The sequence below is a fragment of the Methanothrix soehngenii GP6 genome (genome assembly GCF_000204415.1).
Taxonomy (GTDB): Archaea; Halobacteriota; Methanosarcinia; order Methanotrichales; family Methanotrichaceae; genus Methanothrix; species Methanothrix soehngenii.
Genome location: NC_015416.1, coordinates 1,564,492 through 1,585,273, shown reverse-complemented (window position 1 = coordinate 1,585,273; position 20,782 = coordinate 1,564,492). Strand labels below are relative to the sequence as shown.

The window sequence follows — 20,782 nt, the reverse complement described above, 5'->3', positions numbered from 1 at the left end:
CCTCACTCATTAATTGCTACAATGTGGTTCATTTTTTTCCAATTGCTGCATAATCTCGTGGTCCAAAAATCATATTGTTCAGCATATCTGTATTTCTATTGATTATATCGGCCAAGCTTCTTTCCTTTTCTGCCAATTCATCGGCGTCAATATATCGAAGCCTTCCGTCCTCTACAGCTGGTTCGTAGAACTGCGCAACAGTTTCTCTAAAACCCGCGGCACTCATCAGAAATTTGAGCGTTTCGGGGTGAACAGGCCTCTTATGGCTCATATCCATGTAAAAGTCGGCCAATGACAATAAAGATAGGGGATTGACCGTTTCCATAATTATGTATGCTCCAAACAACATTTTTATGTAGCATAGATCAATCATCTTTATCAGATAGTCGGGATCGAGATGTTCTACAACCTGATCAATGAATATGCCATCAAGGCTTTTATCCTCCAATTGATTCAGGTAACTAACAGCATCCAGCTTTTCCACGTTAAGGTCCCGCGATCTACAGTACCTCACCATATCTTCATCGATATCTATGCCATGCCCGCTTATTCCATTATCCTTAAGCAGCTCAAGGAATTCGCCTCTACCGCATCCTATATCAAGCACATTCTTGCAGCCTTCAAAATATTTGACAAATTTTAATTGCTTTGCTTTAGTATCATTCCTACTGCCCCTAAACCTGTCCTCAAAGATGAAGTAGTTTAATCCCGTCACCTGACTCGAAAGCATTTCATCCGATCTCTTTTCTTTGCTCTTAGCGATTTTTTCCTCTAGAATCCCGGCCAGCCAAGCTCTATTTTCGATATCTTTATTCATTGCCAATATAACACTTCGGACCTGCTCGCCGATGTCCGAATAGACCTTGGACTGGGACTGAGCTATCCTATCATTGACTTGATCTGAGATTGCTGACTGGAACTGGGCTATCCTATCATTGACTTGATCTGAGATCGATGACTGGGACTGGGCTATCCTATCATTGACTTGATCTGAGATTGCTGACTGGAACTGGGCTATCCTATCATTGACTTGATCTGAGATTGCTGACTGGGACTGGGCTATCCTATCATTGACTTGATCTGAGATTGCTGACTGGGACTGGGCTATCCTATCATCAACTCTTCCTAGCCTTTCCGAGATTCCATTTAAGATCCTCACAATGCATGAGTTGAATTCTCTCTGTTTCCAGAGTGACGGATCAATGTAGCGCTGGACCTCGCCGTGAACCAGCTCTCTTCCTTTGATTAAGGGCTTCCCCAAAATCCGTCTATGCGAGCTTATAAAATAGTTATTATTTTGAATATTCCAGTTCGAGTTGATATATTCCCATTCTTTGCGGTTTTCTGTTTCATGTAGCGCATCCCCTTTTGTCTCGCTGTCTGATGTATCCTCTGTTTTGGTTGAGGCATTGACTGCTTGTCGTATTTTAATGCTCTCTTTTATTTTGCGCATCACATCATCAACGTTTGTGCCTTTATCACCGACATCGGATTTGCCCACTCATACACCTCTGAACCATGCTGCCAATGCAAAGTACATCGAGCATTTAGCAAGCACAAACTATTTCCAGCTATTTTAAACTTGCCAATACATCTGCTCTATGGGGCCTTAAACTATTTTGCGCCCATTCAAATTATGCAATTTGAATTATTCATAAAATTTTTATAATTAAACAATTTGTGGCTAATCCGATAGTACCTAAACCTAAATTCTGACCTTATTATATAATAACTGAATTGGCCTCGACAGGAACTCCTATCCCCATCTTTATGAATATCGTTCTCTGTTTTTTTTGATACCTCCATCCGCCTCCATCTTCCACTCACTTTGAAAGCTCGAAGCTTCAACAGTTCCATGAGGATATCTTCAATGGATTTCTCGTCCAGCAGCTCCGCCTCCATGGCTCTGCGAAGCAACATCGCCCTGATGATCAGCGATATGAAGAAGATGAACAGCAATCCCGGAAAATGTGGATAGGATTAATCCTATCCACCATACCTCAGATCATCGGTCTTGGCTACGGCCACATTCTTATATGCTCAGAGATGTTTACTCCCCCTCGACTCTTATGAGCCAGTTTATTGGAAGCGTCTGGTTATTTCCTAATGTCAAATCAGATGAATAAAGCTGGCCTGTTTGCTTATCGAAGATATAGGAGTTGCCTGTCGCGTTCTGAAGCTCTGCAGCAAGACCGAGGGATTGATAGCCGTAGAAGCAAACAAAGAAATCTCCACTCACGAGTATGTCGGGCACTTCTATAACTGCCATTCTGACCCCTTGGTCATAGGTGAAGTAAGGCAGCTGAGTATCTGCAAAATGATATAGCAGCCTCAAATTGGCATCCCGGATCTCAATAGCGAAAGGTAAGGGATTCGGCAACTGTTTGTTACTCTCGTTCCAACCATCGGTGGCCATTATCAATATGCCCTCAAGCTTCCAGGCTGATTTTGGTGCGGTGAACTTTACTGTCTGCGCTGACCCATAGGTAGGTGAAACAGATAAGGTGATATTCATATTAGAGATATTTGTCCCACTGTCTTGCTTCAATACTTGGACCTGCGTAGCGGTAGAGTTCGCTTGTTGGTTTGTGGCTGGAGTATTGAGAATGGATTCGGATTGTTTAAGCTGATTTAGCCCCAATGAGGTCCCAGATTGCGAATTTGCAGCAAAGCCGCTGAAATTGAGAGTTGCACAACATAGTAGCACTATCAATAAGATTATTTTCCTCAATTTATCACCCAATAGAGATTGAAGCTCATTTATATATAGGTAGCGAAAGGCGATTTAGTTCAACCAGCTTGAGGGCATAGCAGATAACAGAGAACCGCGGTCAACTAGGGAGGCCAGCGCACTGACCCTGACCTCCCCATTTTTAGGCCCTGCATCGATCATCATCTTCATGAGCTTCATCCTTGAGATCAGATGGTAGTGGGTAGTGTCTCCATCTTGATGTAAAATAGTAGTAAATATGAAGATCAGTTCTCTCATAGGAATGTGGAATAATTATGAGAATGTTACCTCTTGAATCGCTAAGCTCAAACATCGACTATCCGTGTTTTTTAGCTCTGGTTTATCGCAAGGCCTCTCACAACCTTCGCGCACATGCAGGCGCAATTCATTGGCGCCTGCTGATAAATTTATAGCCTCACAGACGTTGATGAAACTAGTAGGTACTTCATACTTCGCAATTAGCGCCTCTCCAAAGCGGACCTCCAGATTCCTTTGACTATAGAAGCTTAATACTTTAAAACAAAATTTTGTGCTGCGATTTTGTTCAGAATATATATGCAATGATGCGTCAGGACCTATCCATCGAGTCGGTGTGCTATTCCAGAGTTCGAGATCATGCCAATCGCCAATAAATGCAATAGATGGCTCATTAATAACATCTTCTTTTTCAGGCAATTTAAAGTTTTCGAGCTCTTCTGGTAGGTAATTAGCATATAGGAAAGCGGGTCTTTTTCGTCTAGCTTCTTTTGTATTTTTCGCACGAATAAAAATTTGCTTGCCAAGAGAATGTTCCTTTTCCCCTAATAAGGGTTCTAATTGTTTAATAATTGGATCTTCCCAGGCAGAGACATTAGTCGTATCAATTGCAGAGATGCTGTCTATTGAGAATCCGCAGTATTCTAGCAAAGTCATTAATTCATGAACATTATATTCTCTATTATGTCGTCCATAAGGGCCATATCCAGAATAATGATCATATATATTCGAACCAGAAATCATGCGTATAATATTTTCTATTCTATTCGCGTTTGGAGTTGTTAATATAAGAACTCCATTTGGCTTAAGTACTCTTTTCATCTCCATCAAAGCATATATCGGGTCCATTTGCATATGCTCTATCAATTCGCAGAACAGAACAACGTCAAATTCAGAATCACTAAAAGGATACATATCGCTTTCTACATTAAATTGATAAAATTCCGTTTTTATATACTCTTTCATATGATTTCTTGGATTTTCAAAGGATATCTCTAAGGGGCATACTCTTTCGGCATTTTCCCGGTAAATACCTGCATATCGCTGGCCGAAATAATTTGCCAATACAAGTTCAAGGTCAGTAAATTGCTTTAGTAGCATTGTTATAAAATAGGGAGCAGATCCCAACTCAAGACATTTGCCTTTCAAGCCCTTTATCAGCCCATAAGTAAATACAATTCTATTAAAATGGTCTTCGCAATATCTCTGAACGACTTCGGGAGAAGGCTCACCTACTGCACATACCGATCTCAAGAACGAAAAAAGTGCACTTTCCGATATACCATCCGGCAACGGCAAGCACTGACCATTGGGGAACTCATCAATATGCGCTAAACATGCCTCTTCTTGTTGAAAATTGTTGGCCTTGGATGATCTCGCAATCATGGATACGTCCTCCGAGCAAAATTGCTGCCCTTTTAAATTAATGCTAGCCTTAATCCTATAGATATAATTTGCGAGGCTCATAACCTGTAATTCTTTCCTAATCATCTCTATAGCGCCCGACTAATATTATAATCCACATCTTTTATAGTAAGATTCTGAACTGCCAAGCTCAGGCATCTTGAATCAGGATTGCTCAGCTCCGGCTTATCGATCGGCCTCTCGCAGCCCTCGGGCACGTGCAGGCGTACGATATTCACCCCTTTCGTGAGATGTATGGGCACGCTCAAGTTAATAAAACTCGTGGGCACTGCAATCTGCGTTGTAGGCACGCCGCCTGAGTAGACTTCCAGAGTTCTAGAGCGATAGAAGCCCGCAGCAAGCATGTTCAGTTTGACAGTTATGTTGTCGGGAGAGGACAAAGAGATGATAGAATCTGACTGCATCCAGCGAGTCGGGGTGCCAGACCAATCCTCTATGCTATACCAGCCATTATCTGGAAAAGAGAGCTTTACAGATGATCCAGATAGAACGTTTTCTATTACTATTTTATCATAAATCATCAATTCCGATTCACCTGATGGGAATTTAAATATCCTATTTTCAAAATTAATATAACCTATTTTTGACTTTCTAATCTGCTCAGAATCTGCCTTTTTGATAGGATTACCTGTGAGCCGTTCTATCAAGCTTAGACCATCATAATCTGTTAAAGCCTTTCTCGGGACACCATTATAGCTTAAAATTATAGGCAAATCATCTATAAAATCAATCTCCATTCCAAGAGCACGTTCAGCAAATACATCATACGGCGGATTATAAAGACATGGTGTATTGATTAGAACCTCTTTTGATAAGAAGTTGAATTTAACACTATTTCCATTGTCATAATTATACAATAAAGGTCCTATGATAAGTAGCGTAATCAATAACGATATAAATAAGTATATATTTATTTTTTTTGCAGAAAACTTTGGTATTTCATAGATACATATTAAAACAATTATTGGCAACATCAAAACAGAGTATCGATGAATATACATCATTCCGCAATTCCAATTTACTTGAGTACTACATATTGTTGCCATCAATATCAATACTGACCATAATGAGGGGATAACCAGTTTTTTTCCAGCGATAGAAGCCATAAGCACATATATCGCCAGGAACATAAGGGGTGGAATATATGCTATCATTCCAAAATTCAGGTCGAAGAATAGACTAAAGATCTTATCCAAAGAAATGTAGCTGATATCTGCAATTCCATGGGAGACGATTAGAGATATAGTGTGGTAATTTAGGTAGTAGAATAAAAAAGGAATGACAGAGATTAAAGCGCATATCAAAAGATTAAAGAGCTCTCGAAGATGCAAGTCAGCTGCTCTCCATCCGAATATTATTATAAATATTGTAAAGACTGATATAGCTGGATTTTGTAACGATGATAACGAAGAAGCTAAAACTGCTAGTCGATAATCCCCTTTTAAATAGAAGGCGACAGCTACGACAATAAATGAATAAGAGAAGACCTCGGTGTGAGGCCACCATATATAAAATACAATAGGATTGAATGCCGAAAATAGAAATAACCACATTTTCTGAGAGCTGGTCAAATTAGTTATGAGCAAGAGAATAAAAAGGCTAAATATGAGCAATAACGAATTGGTTATCTGAAATGACTTGAGTTCATTAAAATTAAAATAATGTAGAAATGCAAAAACTGGTAGATTTAACAGGGAATATGCTCCGAAGTGGTAAGAGTACCAGGCTCCTCCTAACGATTTATAGTAACCAAAATAGGTTAAATCTTTACCGAAATTGATCCCATTTTGATTCTCAATTTGCTCTCTTAGTGCAATATCCTCCTCGCGTAGGTCAGGGGTTAAGTGATGAAAAAAGGAAGCGGTCATTCCTAAATATTCATGCCCATCACCCGTTATAATAGGACTAACAAAAAATATTGAAGTAAATAATAGTGACATTGAGTACACAGCAAATATAATTACAAGTGTTTTGTCAATATTAATTTTAGGGCTAGATGTCCAATTCATGCCTTATCTCCATAGAGCAACAAAGCATTAGCCAAAATAATCAATAAAATACTAAACAATTTATAGCTTGATAATTCCTCATGTAAGAATATATGGGATAATAAGAAAATTAAAGGATAACTCAAGCTTAGTAACAAATATGAGAATCCCAATTCCATTTTTGATAAAGTAAATATCCACAATGCTGTCGAAATTATATAAATTATTAAGGCTATTATCAAATATCTGTTAAAAATAAATCCTATCATGTCATGGACGTTCTCGATTCTTAAATCCTTTGAACTAAGTTTGAACAAGAGCTGGCCAATTGAGATCAAGATAACTGTAACAAGGGCATATATGACATATCTACTCATCAAGATAACCCCGAATGCTTCGTCCCAATTTTAAGATTTTCGTTCCCGCGTGATTGATAACCATTGACCTATGCCCATAAATGGTCACATTTTTTTTCATTATCGCTTCTCGGATATTCTCTTGTCCGGTAATAATTCCGCCGTTCCCAACCTCGTTTAAAAAGTGCGCATCCGAACCAGCCGTAATCGCAAGATCATATTCTTTTCCGAAATTATATGCTAAATCGTTGTATGTTTTAAAGAGACATCGAGCATTGAAGCCTTCAATGCAATCGACGAGCTCTACATCATTACTCGTTAAACGGACTGCATGATGCCTTAATTTGTCAAAAGGATGAGGTATGGCCGAAATGCCGCCAGCCCGTCTTATTTCAGTTAGAACCTGCACAAAAGATCCCGGCTCAATCTCCCTATTTATGAAGTAGGCCAGAACTTCGCCCCTGTCCGTGGAGATCTCCTCACCAATTATGACGGAAAAATCCATATGTTCGTCTCTGACTATGTCGAAGACCTCAAGAGCGCCATCAATGGTATTATGATCAGTAACCGCCAGGCCATCCAGCTCCTTCTTTTTGGCATGCTCTACGAGCCGCTCCGGTTTCATCCAACCACATCTCTTGGAGTGAAACCGTCATGCCTGGCCAGGCACCCATGAGGCATGAAAATGTGGGTTTAGGTTTATATCCAGGAATGATCATCAGCCTAAATTATGAGACAGGTAATCAAAGGCGAAGCGTTTCTGGAGGATTCATAAGTCCCCGTGAGTGAAACTGCCTTGAGCAACAGTTAGTACCCATGAATGTCGCCATACAGGCACGCGTATCAAATTTAAAGAAATAACATGTTGCTCTGCCCATCTCAAGGAGATTTAGCATGGAGCCGGTTCTGGATAGTTGCGCTGGAATGGATGTTCACGAGAAGAAAGTAGACGTATGCATTGCTCATGGCCCTCTTGAGAAATCTCCGAAGTTCGAGATCAGGACCTTCTCAACCATGACCTCAGATCTCGAAGACCTGAAATCCTGGCTGAAGAAATATAATGTCACAACAATCGGCATGGAAAGCACCGGCGTCTATTGGAAACCGATCTTCAATATAATGGAAGGAGAGTTCACAATAGTTCTTGCCAATGCTCAGCGCCTCAAGGCCATTCCTCGAAAGAAAACCGACATCATGGATTGCAAGAGAATCGCCAAATTGCTGAGATATGGACTGCTTCCCAACAGCTTCATTCCGCCAAGAGAAATCAGAGAGTTGCGTGATCTCAATCGCACTCGAAGAAAGCTGGTTGGAATGATGACCTCAGAGAAGAATCGACTGACAAAAGTGTTAGAATCATCGAATATCAAGCTCAGCTCGGTTGTATCCAAGATCTCTGGCGTTTCATCAATGGCTATGATTCGATCTCTTCTGGAAAAGGATAGGCTTTCCAAAGAGGAAATCTCTCAGTTGGCTAAAGGCTCACTCAAGAAGAAAGTTGATCTGCTGGAGAAAGCCCTTGATGGAAAATTAACTGATCATCACAGGTTCCTCCTAAAAATGCATATGGAGAATCTCGATCATCTTGCCAGGCAAATCGCAAAAATCGATGAACAGATCGAGAGAAAAATGATCCCTTTTCAAAAGGAGTCTAACCTGATCCAATCGATTCCAGGAATCAGTAAGGTCAGCGCATCTGCCATCCTGGCAGAAATCGGGACAGACATGTCTCAGTTCCCTGACGAAGCACATCTTTCTTCTTGGGCGGGAGTTTGTCCAGGCAATAATGAAAGTGCTGGCAAGAAAAAGAGCGGAAAAACCCAAAAAGGAAATTCTTTTTTGAAAGGAACGTTGGCTGAGGCCGCATGGGCTGCCTCAAAGGTCAAACGCTCCACCTATAACGCTTTCTATCAAAATATTGTCAGACGGAGAGGCAAGAAAAGAGCTCTTGTGGCTCTAGCGCATCGCATGCTCATGGACATCTACCGTGTTCTCAAAACTGGAGCACCTTATCAAGATACAGGCGCCGAGGAAGCTAATGAACGAGCGACGAAGAGAAAAGAACGGTCGATGATCAGATTACTTGAAAAGGCAGGATACGAGGTCGTAAGGACATGCACCTCAGAAATAGCGGCTGCATAGGTATGCGTAAGGCCCATTTTCATATCAAACGTGTGAACGTGCATATCGAACTTCATGCTCTCACCTCGTAAAGGACAACGATTGCAGAAACAGTCCAGAGAACAAGATTTGCCAGAGAGGCCGAGTCCTTTAAGATGAGCTCTGCCTCACCGCCGAAGTTCTTCAGATAGACGAGCTGCACAAACCTGAATACACCATAAAAGGCAAACGGGAGTGTGATCATCATATTTGTATCTACATAAAATGAATAAAGAGCATAGGCCATGAGAAGCATTGACACGGATATATTCAGAAGACCTTCTACCATTTTCTCCGTGTACTGGGATAAGCAATCTCTGGAGCTGCTGGCGGTCAATAGCTCGTTTTGCCTCTTTCCAAAGGCCAAAACAAACGACATAAGAAATACGCAAAGAATAAGCCAGGGGGAAATATACACATTGATAACCAGGCTTCCGGCGACAGCTCTCAGGACAAAACCGACTGCAACTACTATCACATCGATTAGAGCAAAATATTTGAGGTAAAAAGTATATAATAAATTTATAAATACATATAATAGCTCAATATAACATAACGGCCTGTTTACAAAGAATGAGATTAATAAGGATATAGATAATAGCAAGATGGATACTAATAGGGCCGTTCGAGATGAGAGAGTTCCAAATGCGATCGGCCTGAACCGCTTCTTGGGATGGAGACGATCTCTATCAACATCTTTTATGTCATTTATAATATATATCGAACCGGAAATTAAACAGAACATTATGAAAGCAAAGATAACGCGTGGCCACATTTCCCAGTTAAATAGATTATATGAAAAGGTTATGCCTATAAAGATAACCATGTTTTTGTACCACTGAAATGGCCGCATCGACTGCATTAGTTCCTTTAGCAAGGCATCACCGGTGGGAGGCGCCTTTGCGCTTATATAATAAAAACTCATCGGTGGCATATGTGAGTTCCTGAAAAGCGCCAACAAGGATCCAATGGATATTCACCAAGGAAATGGACCCTTCCACCAGATTTGGACAATGATTTTGAGTAACCTTCCCCTCCATGAACAAATTATCGTTAAAGTTAAAGTGCTCAAGTCATGTGTAGTAAACATGAATGCCGCTCTAATGATCAAAATTTTTTAGCCATATTCGCTCAACCGCCACTCCCAGCTCTCTCTCATCCCCCTCCCCGAAATCCCGGGGCACTAAGGTCTCGTCGACCTCCAGGTCCAACCTTATGGTGCCCTCGCCATTCTCCATGGGAACTTTCAGGATTCCGGCCCAATCAGGCTTAAGCTTATAGGCCTTGGGCGGATTTCCATTCACAGAAATAGTTAGACTGGGTCCAACACGAGAGCCTGTGGCCTTTATGCAGAGGCAGACCTGGCCGGGCTGTCCTTTCAGATAGGCAATAGCTTTCTTGCCTGTCCATCTTATGACCGGCGGCCAGCGCTCCAAGCCATACCATCCGGGTCCCAGGACATCCCAGTCGCTTTCGCCCATAACGATCTCATGGCCGAGCAGATCCTCAGAGGGAGCAGAAGTCGCCGGGAAATAGTCATAAACCGGGACGCAATGAGTCTGAATTCCCCTGTCTCTGTCCAGCAGCCTGCCGAGCAGAGAATGCCTATTTCCATCCATGGATTTGCGAGCCGTATCCATAAGCTCCTGCACATCTTCCGGCCCAAGGCTCTCAGTCTTCAGGACATACCTGTTCAGATCGTACTCCTCAAAGTCCGCCAGCAGATAGCCTCCCCTTTTTGCCGCCTCGTAAAATTCGCAGCCGGGATATGGCGTTGCCACAGCAAATCCATAATAGTCCGGGTCAAGCTTCCTGGCAAATCTTATGGTATCTTTGATCGTCTCCCTGCTCTCACCAAGATTGCCGATCATGAAGGAGGCATAGGTCTTGATGCCTGCCTTCTTTGTGATCTGGAAGGCCCTTTCCAGCTCCCTTAGCGTGATCCCCTTCTTAATGGAGTCCAAAACCCTCTGATTGCCGCTCTCAACGCCGTAAAAGATCATCCAGAAGCCGGCGTCCTTTGCCATCTTCAGTATGTCGGGATCAACCATCTTCTCATTTGCCCTGAAGGGGCCCTTGAACTTCACCTTCTTATTCAGGCCAAGCTCTACAAGGCCGGAACATAAAGACTCAAACCACCCTCGATTGACGTTCAATGTATCGTCCTGGAAGAATATCTCCTTGACCCTGAAGGTATCTCTCAGCCACTCTACCTCGGCCAGGACCGAGTCCACCTTTCGAAGTCGCAGGGACCTCTCCCATATTCCCTTACTGCAAAAGGTGCACTGGAACGGGCACCCTCTGGAAGCCATGATATGCAGGCTGGGCCGGGCGCCCACTGGATAGGCGCCGTGATACCTGCCGATGGGTGCCACCAATTCCAGGGCGGGATGGGGAAGAGAATCGATGTCCACCAGACACCTGGGCTCAGTGGTCAAGATCTCCTCTCCCTGGCGGTAGCAGATGCCCTCAACATCCGCAAGGTCGCGCCCATCTTCGAAGGCCTTTAGAATCTCAAGAGTGGTTGCCTCACCCTCCCCATATACAACCGCATCCAGGGAGGGACACCTCTCAAGCACCTCGCCCCTTAGAGCTGATGGATGCGGTCCGCCCGCGATCACCGGCGCATCATAAGCCCTCTTCAATTGCTCGACTGTCTCATAGGCAGCCCTTGACTGCAGCGTATTCATCGTCAGGCCTATGAGATCGGGTGCATAATCCCTGGCCGTTTTGGAGACAGTGGCCAGGCTTAAATTCTCGACATCCGCATCTACAACCTTAACCTCATGACCCTCTCTCTTCAGCGTTGAGGCGATATAAAGCAGCCCCAATGGTGGCAGGATTGTCATCATGGAGCCCAGGTATCTTGTATTCGGATTTATGAGCAACACTTTAGCCATATTTCACCGCCCTATTCTCAATCATTTGAGCATGAATCGCTTCCAATCCTATGCTCTATCTGCCGCTTCGTGATCTTCTTAGCATTGACGATTTATATATGTCTCAAGAATTGCTCCGGTATCATCGAATCCAACCTGCTCGCCCCTGGAGAGAAGCAATGTCCTGTCGCAGAAACGTCTCACTGCATCCATGCCATGGGAGACGAAAAGGACCGTGACTCCTTCATTCCTGTAGCGCTTGAATACATCGAAGCACTTCTGCTGGAACTCCATATCGCCTACGGCTAAAACCTCATCCACCAGCAATACATCCGGATCGGTCTGTATTGCTGTGGAGAATGCCAGGCGGACCTGCATTCCCGAAGAGAGATTCTTGAGCTTTGTGTCCTGAAACTTCTCAAGGCCTGCGAACTCGATCACATCATCGATCCTCTCTCTGATCTCCTTGCGGGATATGCCCATAATTGTGCCGTAAACGATGATATTCTCTCTGGCGGTCAGGTCTGGATGAAAACCGACACCCAGCTCCAGGAAGGGCGTCATCTTGCCATCTACCTTTACCCTTCCTTTCGTTGGCCTGATGATATTGGCGATTATCTTGAGCATGGTGCTCTTTCCCGAGCCGTTGTCGCCAATTATGCCGATGAACTCGCCGTCATTCACCTCGAAGTTGATATCCTTCAGCGCGAAGAATGTCTCGTAACGATTGGGTCTCACCAATTCCGCAAGATTCTCAAAGATCGTCGTCCTTTTCTCATGAGGGATTCGGAAGGTCTTCCAGAGGTGCTCCACTCTTACGCTCATTCAGATCACCTCAGCAAACCTTGGCTCCAGTCGGTCGAAGATAAAGTAGCCCAGCAGGAGAATGGCCACAGCAGATATGGCCAGGTATAGGAGGCTCAACGGCTCTGGGGGTGTCCTGTAAAGGATGCTATCACGCATCATAATGATGATCAAGGCCATGGGGTTGAGCATCACTATCCAACGCACATTTTCCGGGAATATGGTTATGGGGTATAATATCGGCGTGGCGAAGAACCCGATCTGCATGATGACCTTCCAGATGAATTGCACGTCTCTGAAGTAGACATTGAGCGCGGACAGGGACATGGATAATCCTAGTACTACAAAAAATTCGAGCATGGATAATATGGGGAAGTATCCTATGGTCCATCCTGGCATAGCTCGGAAGGCGAACATGAATATTACGAATACTATGAACTCGAGCATCGTCATCATCAGGGCCATGATGCATGTGGATATGACCAAGATATCCCTGGGAAAGTAGACCTTCTGCACCATGCTCGGCTTTCCTACAATGCTCCAAATGCTCAAAGATGTACCTCGATCCAGGAAGTTCCAGAGGACTATGCCAAGGAGCAGAAAGAGCTGATAGTTCTCCACCTGTATGCGCATGAGGTTTGTGAAGACCTCGAAAAGCACAAACAACATAAGTAGCGGCTCCAGGAGCGACCAGAAGAATCCCAGGGCTGAGCCTTTGTAACGCAGCTTGAGGTCGCTCCAGGCCAGCCTGAGGATGAGCTCTCTATAGCTCCACAGCAATTGAAGATGACTTGGTGTCGGCAATATACTACTCCTATGCTTACTTCATTTTATCGAACTATTATCCTTGCTTATTATCATATTCGGGGATGAATCTGTGAATTCTCTTGAGGAATATTGAGACATCGAATTCATTTGCTCGCTTCATGCATTTGGCTTTATACCTATCCGGGTTCGCTCTTAGGCTCGCACAGACCGCCTCCACTGTCCCGGCCAGCTCATCGCGGTTCGCCTCCACCAGCAATCCCGTCTCTCCATTCACAACCGTTTCGGTAAATCCGCCCTCATCCACAGCCATAACCGGTTTGCCGCGGGCCATAGCCTCAAGGGGCGTCATGCCGAAGTCCTCATACACGGCGGTACATATTAATCCTTTGCACCTGCTATACAGGTCTACCAGCTTCTCTTCCGAGACCGTCTCAAGCATCTTTACATTTTCAGGCATATCCTTTACAAGTTCATGATAGTGCCGGGCAGCATGGTCTCCGGGTGAGTACCCTCCAACTACGACCAGTCTCCGGGCAGAACTTCAAAGGCAGCTGAATGCTTGGGTTTGCAGGTCAAGCGCAGAACGATCCAAGATACCACGTTTATCGAGGCAGATCAGGGATCTTCAAAAGAACCACGTGGTGATGAGGCTAAGACACGTCGCAGCAGAGATGGAAGATGGGCAAAGAAAGGTGATGAAACTCATTTCGGTTACAAGCTTCAGTCAGAGAGTCTTTGACCAAAGGAATCTATTCGCAGCCGCAGTATCGGAAGTGCCAGTTATTGGCCCATACCAGGTCCTTGGGAGTGCCCACATCGATATGCACTCCGTCTATTTTTTTATAAATAACATTCTTCCCCAACTCTATGAGCACCTTGATCGAGTCAGTGAGCTGGTATTCCCCGTTATAACCTGGTTTTGTCCTCCTGATGGCATCAAAGAGGTCAGGCTCAAAGACATAGATGCCAATGGATCCAAGTGAGCTGGGGGCCTTTTCTGGCATTGGCTTCTCGATTATATCCTTTATCCTGTCACCCTGGACGGTTATGATCCCATGCCTGGTCACATCCTCTACATCAGCCACCCCAAGAGTAGCATCTGCCCTCTTGGCAATATGGTATGAGATCAAGTCTCCCAGGAACGACTTGGGATGAAAGAAGTTGTCACCGAGAACCACTGCAAAACTGCCGTCTATGACGTGCTCCCCGGATAGCACCGCATTGGCCAGACCAAGTGGCTCATCCTGGACGACATAGGTGAGATTCACTCCGAACCGCCTTCCTGAGCCCAGGTAATCTGAGATGCCGTGCTTATGGGGGCTGACAACAACCACGATCTCCTCTATCCCCGCCAGCTTCATGGCCTCGACCACATGCTCTATCACTGCCTTTTCCCCCACGGGCAAGAGCTCTTTCGGTATAGCATGGGTGAAGGGGCCGAGCCTGGTCCCCATTCCAGCGGCCGGTATCAGCCCTTGTGTTACCAGCATATTCCCTCTTTATCCTGGCAGGACAGAATCCTTCTTCCCTCGATGATCACCCTGTTTTTCATCAGATCAAACTCCTCATCCAGAAGGCCGAACTCCGGCCACTCGGTCATCAACAGGCATGCATCTGCATCTCTCAGGGCATCTGTTGCCCTTGAGCAGTACTCGATATCATGGATCATTTTTTTCATGTTATCATTTGCCCGGGGGTCGTAGGCAGCGATCCTTGCTCCCATTTCCCTAAGACTCAATATTACGGGGATCGATCTGGATTGGCGAACATCATCAGTATCATTCTTGAAGGCCAGGCCGAGGACTGCGATCCTCTTGCCCTCAAGGCTGCCGATCTTCTTTTGCAGCAGTTCCAGCATCCGCGCAGGCTGCCTTTCATTGACATTTTGGACGGATCTGAGAATCAACGGCTCTTCGTTCATGCCTTCGGCCAGGTGTATGAGGGCGGAGAGGTCCTTGGGAAAGCAGCTTCCCCCAAAGCCAGCGCCGGCGTCGAGGAAGTGGGGGGATATTCTGTGATCCATGCCGACGCCCTCCATCACCTCATAAACGTCGATGCCCAGCCTCTTGCAGAGATTCCCTATCTCATTGGCAAAGGATATTTTGGTGGCCAGAAAGGCATTGGACGCGTACTTTATCATCTCCGCAGATTTGATTCCTGTGCGGACGATTGGCGCCTCAATTCCTCGATATGCGGATTCCGCCCAGTCTCCCGCTCTACTGTCATTGCTGCCTATGACGATCCGGTCCGGATGCATGAAATCCTCTACCGCCCGCCCCTCTCTGAGAAACTCCGGGTTCATGCAAAAGCCGATTTCATCCCCTGCCCTTTGGGAGTGTTCCAGGACGGTGGGGACCACAAGGCCCTCGGTGGTCCCGGGGGGGACGGTGCTCTTCACGACCACCACATGATATGAGTCCATATCTATCAGGGACCGGCCCAAAGACTGGCAGGCGGACTGGATCATAGAGAGGTCCGGATGGCCATTGTCCCCCTCAGGCGTGCCCACGCAGATGAAGAAGATCTCGGTGTCCGGAATGGCATCATAAGCTGTGGACACATGAAGGCTTTTTTCCAGGTGCTTTGACAGGAGCGCTTCCAGGCCCTTTTCGTATATCTGCGGACTGCCCCGGCTGATTGAACTGGCCCGATCAATATCTATCTCTATCAGGCCGACTGTGTGGCCCAGCTGGGCAAAGCAGACCGCAGAGACGAGGCCCACATAGCCGCCGCCGATCACAGAGATCTTCATTGTGGAGAGAGATCATTTTTGCAGTATTTTAATCTTCTTGGATTGTGGCGGATGGGTTGCTTGTGCATGAAGCTTCGGCTCTCTGTATATGAAATGCATCCCTAATCGTGGCGTCATCTCTTTTTTTAGGCATAGGATAGATCTAACTTGCAGGGCAGCAGCCACATGAGTAAAAAAAAAGGTCCTTTGCCGCATTGACATACTTTCTCCCCGCTCAATCGATATAAGTATCCGTCCTAAGTGTCTGCATGATGATCCGCAATAGGTAACCCTTGTTTCCCAACAGGCCTGCTCCGCAGATGCTGGCTGAACGGCGGGACGCTTGCAGATGATTCTTAAAAAATTTGTTTTAAAAAATTCTAGGTATTGCCGTTCATCAGTGTGTTTGACTTTAGTGGAAAGGCTTATCTATATAAAGATACTTTAAAACTGTTTAATAATGTGAGGTGCAAGAAGTCATGCATACATGCTGGTCCAATTATGTGTTCGCAATCCTTTTTGGCGCAATTCTTATAGTATCGATGATGTCTGGGTCGGCAGAAGTTCCCATCATCAACTCCTCGCCAGATCATTCAGATTCGCTCTCTGGTGGGAATTTCAGCATATCCACTAGCACCGAACTAGATAGCAGCCCTCATAGCAGTAACCAATCGATCGACTCGGCCATGCTCAAGCTGCCCTTGAGCTTTATAGAAAATCGTGGTCAGTCCCCCGAAGATGTGAGGTTCATGGTCAGGATAGAGGGCCCAACGGTGTTCTTCACTCCTTCAGAGGTCGTATTCAGTTTGTCCCAGGGCAACAACTCCTCTGCAGTCCATATGGCCTTTGAGAACTCCAATCCGGGACAGATAATAGGGGAGGAGCAGCTCCCTGGCCGGGCCAACTTCTTCATAGGTAATGACTCAACCCAATGGATTTCCGATATCCCCACCTATGGGGCAATAAGGTATAAAGAGGTCTATCCAGGAGTGGATCTGATCTTCAAGGGTAGGGAAGGATACCTGAAGCATGAATTGGACTTGGATCCCGGTGCAGATTTGTCTGGGATAATTCTGACCTATAGCGGCCAGGATAACCTCAGCCTGGCAGAGGATGGATCTCTGCTGATAAGAACCTCTGCGGGCAACCTGACCGATTCTGTGCCTATATGCTACCAGGAGATCAATGGTAGCAGGGAGATGGTTGAAGGACGGTACCGCCTGGTTGGAGACAATGGAGTTGGATTTGAGATCGTAGACTACGATCGAAAATATCCTTTGGTGATCGATCCGACATTGGCCTACTCCACATATCTAGGGGGAAGCGGCGATGATTCTGGCTTGAGCCTGGCACTTGATAGCAGTGGCAATGCATATGTCACAGGGTATACTGCTTCCACCAACTTCCCGACAAAAAATCCATTGCAGGCATCCAATGCTGCATCTAGCGATGTTTTTATTGCCAAGATCAATTCCGCCGGGTCCGCACTGTCTTATTCCACCTACCTGGGAGGAGGAGGTTATGATTATGCCAAAGGCATCGCTGTTGATAGCGGCGGCAACGCCTATGTAACAGGGTATACTGCCTCCACCAACTTCCCGACAAAAAATCCATTGCAGGCATCCAATGCTGGTTCGAATGATGCTTTTATTGCCAAGATCAATTCCGCCGGGTCGGCACTATCTTATTCCACCTACCTGGGAGGGAGCGGCGAGGACAATGGAGAAAGCATAGCTATAGACGGGAGCGGCAACGCTTATGTCACCGGGTATACAGGCTCCGCCAGCTTCCCGACAAAAAATCCCATCCAGGCATCGAAGGCCGGATCGTGGGACGCTTTTGTCACCAAGATCAATTCGGCTGGATCGGCGCTGGTCTACTCTACATACCTCGGAGGAAGCAGCTCTGAATATGGCCTTGGCATCGCCTTAGACGGAAGCAGCAATGCCTATATCACCGGGCCTACATATTCAACCAATTTCCCGACAAGAAATCCATTGCAGGCATCGAATGGCGGCGAGATGGACGCATTTGTATCCAAGATCAATTCCGCAGGATCGGCATTGACTTATTCCACCTACCTTGGTGGAAGCTTCAATGACTTTGCTGAAGGCATCGCTGTGGATAGGAGAGGCAACGCCTATATAACGGGGTATACCATCTCAGATGACTTCCCAACCCAAAATCCGATACAGGCATTGAAGAAGGGTTCTTTTGACGCCTTTGTCGCCAAGATCAACTCCGCAGGATCGGCATTGGACTATTCCACATTTCTTGGAGGCAGCGGCGATTGTTTTGCTCATGGCATCGCTGTGGACAGCAGGGGCAACGCTTTTGTCACCGGTGATACCTCTTCCGCCGACTTCCCAACAAAGAGCCCATTACAGGCATCGAATAGTGGCTCATATGATATTTTCGTCGCCATGATAAATGCTGCCGGATCGGCTTTGTCTTTTTCCACTTACCTGGGAGGAGTCAACTATGATTATGCCAAAGGAATCGCTATAGATAATTTTGGAAAAACCTATCTCACAGGGTATACAGAATCAAACAATTTTCCAACCCGAAATCCATTGCAGCCAGCCAATGGCGGATACAAAGACGCTTTTGTGGCAGTTATAGACTGCTCTGACCTCCCCAACAATCCTCCAAATACTCCTTCTGTTCCTCTCGGCGAGAATAGCGGCTTTGTCGAGGTTGGTTACATTTATTTCACCTTTGCATCTGATCCGGATGGAGATCAAGTGAAATACACCTTCGATTGGGGGGACGGAAGCACCACAACCACCGATCTTGTTGATTCAGGGGCAACTGCAAGCATGTCTCATAGCTGGATCAATGCTGGAGTCTATCAGATAAAGGCCATGGCCACGGACAGTAAAGGCGCCACCTCGGGATGGTCTGAAGCTGCAACCATTAAAATTATTGAACGAGAAGAATGGACCCTGTACTATCCCGACTTCACAGATACTGTCTATCCCAATAGCTGGAGATCCTGGCTGATGCTTCAGAATCCTGCTGACGAGGCAGTAACCATGCATCTAGAGCTGCGCGACAGGACAGGAGAATTGCGATATGCGGGCAGTCAGACCATTCCTGCTAACAGCGTGGCTGCCATCCGGCCACGAGACCTAGCAGGCTTGGACTTTGCAGGGTCCGCGGTGGTGACATCGGATCGGCCCATCGCCGGAAGTTGCCAGATCAACAGGAACAGCAACGAGATGTGCATGAGCTATAATCCCTTGGACCGTGCAAGTACCACATTGCACTATCCGGACTTCACAGATACTGATGATCTTGAAAGCTGGCGGTCCTGGTTGGTGCTGCAGAACCCCGGCCCGAGCCAGGCCAACCTGAACCTGGAGATCAGATCGAGATCAGGAGAGCTGTTGTACTCGGGCGGTGCCATCATCCCTGCTCATGGGGTAAGTGCCATAAGGCCCCGGAATCTTGCCGGTTTCAATTGCGCGGGATCGGCGGTCGTTTCCTCAGACCAGCCAATCGCAGGCACCTGCCAGATAACCAGGAACAACAATCTGATGTGCATGAGCTATACGGCAGCAGACCAAGGTTCAACTGCCCTCTACTACCCCGATTTCACTGATACCACCAATCCCGAAGGCTGGCGGTCCTGGCTGGTTCTGCAGAATCCCGGCGCATCACAGGCCAGTATAAACCTTGAGATCAGATCAAGAGCGGGCGATCTGCTCTACTCCGGAGCCCAGAGCATACCGGCCCAGAGTGTGAGTGCCATTCGCCCCAGGAACCTGGTGGGCTCGGACCTGGCCGGGTCAGCAGTAGTGACCTCGAATCAGCCGATAGTCGGCACCTGCCAGATCAACCGAAACAATAACCTGATGTGCATGAGCTTCAACGCTCTCCTCCAGGGCTCGACGACACTCTTCTATCCTGACTTCACAGATACTGCCAATCCCGATAGCTGGCGCTCCTGGCTTCTCTTGCAGAATCCGGCGGACTATGCTGCCAATGCAGCTTTAGAGATCAAGTCCCGAGAAGGGGGGCTGCTGTACTCCGGAATACAGGTCATTCCAGCTCACGGAGTGAGCGCCATCCGGCCACGAAGCCTGGTGGGCGCAGATTGCTCCGGGTCGGTGGTCGTGGCATCAGACCAGCCGCTTGCTGGCGTCTGCCAGATCAACCGCAACAATAACCTAATGTGCATGAGCTACTCGGCAGCTGACTGAGGCGCATTCGATTGCAGGGGGACTGATCTCAGTTTACGATCATTCCTCCTGTCTTTCCTTTCTTGTCCCTTCTTGAAGAGTCCCTTCTCGAAAGTTATTTATATAAAGATAATTCTAATGTTATTGGTTAGACGAGGAGTCTGCATTATCCAGAAATCCTGGCTGATTTTGCCGAACCACCCGATCGCCTGCACCAATATGGGATTAAAGATCGGCTCCGGGAAATGGATTCTCTATAGAGTCGGAGCTCTCCTGTCAGATGGAGCTGACAGCATCCTTCTTTGCATTGTCTGATCGATCGGCAGAGGACATCGGATGCATCGGATCATACCATCTGTGCATCAGACAAAAACCTGGATTAGCAGCATAATATGCAGGGAACGCTCGCAAAATCGCGGGCAATAGAGAGTCTAATGGGGAGGGATGGGTATGAAATGGATATATTCAACTAAAATTCATTTGATTTTATTTTGCCTGGCC

The 20,782-nt window shown here is 46.1% G+C and carries 14 protein-coding genes and 2 pseudogenes; 3 read left to right on the top strand and 13 right to left on the bottom strand.

Translation table 11 applies throughout. The features are described 5' to 3' along the window. Nucleotides 1-28: 28 nt before the first annotated feature. The 6 genes and pseudogenes from MCON_RS15220 to MCON_RS16880 form a co-directional block, all read right to left on the bottom strand. On the bottom strand, nucleotides 29-1,501 hold the full coding sequence (locus MCON_RS15220; protein ID WP_013719482.1) for a class I SAM-dependent methyltransferase: 1,473 nt from the start codon (nucleotides 1,499-1,501) through the stop codon (nucleotides 29-31). 549 nt (nucleotides 1,502-2,050) lie between these two features. Next, a complete protein-coding gene (locus tag MCON_RS07950; RefSeq protein ID WP_157863729.1) occupies nucleotides 2,051-2,515 on the bottom strand; it encodes a hypothetical protein in 465 nt (154 codons plus the stop codon). A 489-nt stretch (nucleotides 2,516-3,004) separates the two neighbouring features. Further along, complete coding sequence (locus tag MCON_RS15215; protein WP_157863728.1) at nucleotides 3,005-4,372, bottom strand: class I SAM-dependent methyltransferase; 1,368 nt, start codon at nucleotides 4,370-4,372, stop codon at nucleotides 3,005-3,007. Nucleotides 4,373-4,479: 107 nt separating this feature from the next. Continuing rightward, nucleotides 4,480-6,420, bottom strand: a complete 1,941-nt coding sequence (locus MCON_RS07935; protein WP_013719478.1) for a membrane protein — start codon at nucleotides 6,418-6,420, stop codon at nucleotides 4,480-4,482. Nucleotides 6,421-6,768: 348 nt separating this feature from the next. Next, nucleotides 6,769-7,164 (bottom strand): PHP domain-containing protein, encoded by a 396-nt coding sequence (locus tag MCON_RS16885; protein WP_332829097.1) that lies wholly within the window; start codon nucleotides 7,162-7,164, stop codon nucleotides 6,769-6,771. Between the two features lie 57 nt (nucleotides 7,165-7,221). Then, nucleotides 7,222-7,392: pseudogene (locus MCON_RS16880) on the bottom strand (PHP domain-containing protein); the annotation flags it as partial. Nucleotides 7,393-7,649: 257 nt separating this feature from the next. Between MCON_RS16880 and MCON_RS07920 the strand changes: the two are divergent. Then, entirely contained in the window at nucleotides 7,650-8,897 is a 1,248-nt protein-coding gene (locus tag MCON_RS07920; protein WP_013719476.1) for an IS110 family RNA-guided transposase, read from the top strand. A 52-nt stretch (nucleotides 8,898-8,949) separates the two neighbouring features. Here MCON_RS07920 and MCON_RS07915 read toward each other — a convergent pair whose 3' ends face one another. The 5 genes from MCON_RS07915 to MCON_RS07895 form a co-directional block, all read right to left on the bottom strand. Next, on the bottom strand, nucleotides 8,950-9,741 hold the full coding sequence (locus MCON_RS07915) for a UbiA prenyltransferase family protein (protein WP_269798871.1): 792 nt from the start codon (nucleotides 9,739-9,741) through the stop codon (nucleotides 8,950-8,952). A gap of 274 nt (nucleotides 9,742-10,015) precedes the next feature. After that, nucleotides 10,016-11,815: a B12-binding domain-containing radical SAM protein gene (locus MCON_RS07910; RefSeq protein WP_048132146.1), complete on the bottom strand. Its 1,800-nt coding sequence runs from the start codon at nucleotides 11,813-11,815 to the stop codon at nucleotides 10,016-10,018. Nucleotides 11,816-11,893: 78 nt separating this feature from the next. After that, a complete protein-coding gene (locus tag MCON_RS07905) occupies nucleotides 11,894-12,619 on the bottom strand; it encodes an ABC transporter ATP-binding protein (RefSeq protein ID WP_013719473.1) in 726 nt (241 codons plus the stop codon). Beyond that, nucleotides 12,620-13,378, bottom strand: a complete 759-nt coding sequence (locus MCON_RS07900) for an ABC transporter permease (RefSeq protein ID WP_013719472.1) — start codon at nucleotides 13,376-13,378, stop codon at nucleotides 12,620-12,622. A 61-nt stretch (nucleotides 13,379-13,439) separates the two neighbouring features. Further along, a complete protein-coding gene (locus tag MCON_RS07895) occupies nucleotides 13,440-13,892 on the bottom strand; it encodes a glycosyltransferase (protein WP_083804692.1) in 453 nt (150 codons plus the stop codon). Nucleotides 13,893-13,902: 10 nt separating this feature from the next. On the opposite strand from MCON_RS07895, the pseudogene MCON_RS16665 reads away from it, so the two are divergent. Then, a pseudogene (locus tag MCON_RS16665) lies at nucleotides 13,903-14,096 on the top strand (IS5/IS1182 family transposase); the annotation flags it as partial. Nucleotides 14,097-14,115: 19 nt separating this feature from the next. On the opposite strand, the gene MCON_RS07890 reads toward MCON_RS16665, so the two are convergent. Further along, nucleotides 14,116-14,856: a sugar phosphate nucleotidyltransferase gene (locus MCON_RS07890; protein ID WP_048132145.1), complete on the bottom strand. Its 741-nt coding sequence runs from the start codon at nucleotides 14,854-14,856 to the stop codon at nucleotides 14,116-14,118. Further along, entirely contained in the window at nucleotides 14,847-16,118 is a 1,272-nt protein-coding gene (locus MCON_RS07885; protein WP_013719468.1) for a UDP-glucose dehydrogenase family protein, read from the bottom strand. The genes MCON_RS07890 and MCON_RS07885 overlap by 10 nt, the downstream gene beginning before the upstream one ends. 521 nt (nucleotides 16,119-16,639) lie before the next feature. On the opposite strand from MCON_RS07885, the gene MCON_RS15205 reads away from it, so the two are divergent. Beyond that, nucleotides 16,640-20,302 (top strand): SBBP repeat-containing protein, encoded by a 3,663-nt coding sequence (locus tag MCON_RS15205; RefSeq protein ID WP_162145014.1) that lies wholly within the window; start codon nucleotides 16,640-16,642, stop codon nucleotides 20,300-20,302. The last annotated feature ends 480 nt before the right edge of the window (nucleotides 20,303-20,782 follow it).